This window comes from Paraburkholderia sp. SIMBA_027 (assembly GCF_046535315.1).
GTDB lineage: Bacteria > Pseudomonadota > Gammaproteobacteria > Burkholderiales > Burkholderiaceae > Paraburkholderia > Paraburkholderia tropica.
Window position 1 is genome coordinate 1 of record NZ_JAWRWY010001440.1, and the last position, 242, is coordinate 242.

At 44.6% G+C, this 242-nt stretch carries 1 riboswitch.

Annotation, left to right across the window (positions count from 1 at the left end):
- Window positions 1–159: riboswitch (cobalamin riboswitch) on the top strand. This riboswitch is flagged as partial in the annotation.
- Between the last annotated feature and the right edge of the window lie 83 nt (window positions 160–242).

Genomic DNA, 242 nt, shown 5'->3' on the forward strand with positions numbered 1-242 from the left:
GTGCTTAATCAATAAGCTTAATAGGGAAGATCGGTGCAAGTCCGACGCTGTCCCGCAACTGTAACTGCTGACGAAGACTACAAGCCACTGGTTTATTCCAGGAAGGTTGTCTAAGGTTGAAGCGAAGCCAGGAGACCTGCCTAGTCCTAGTACACACAAATACCCACGTGGATATGGGTTGTGGATGAATTGTACGTCAAACGAAGATGATTTACCCTATTTGGGTTTATTTGAATTGCTTT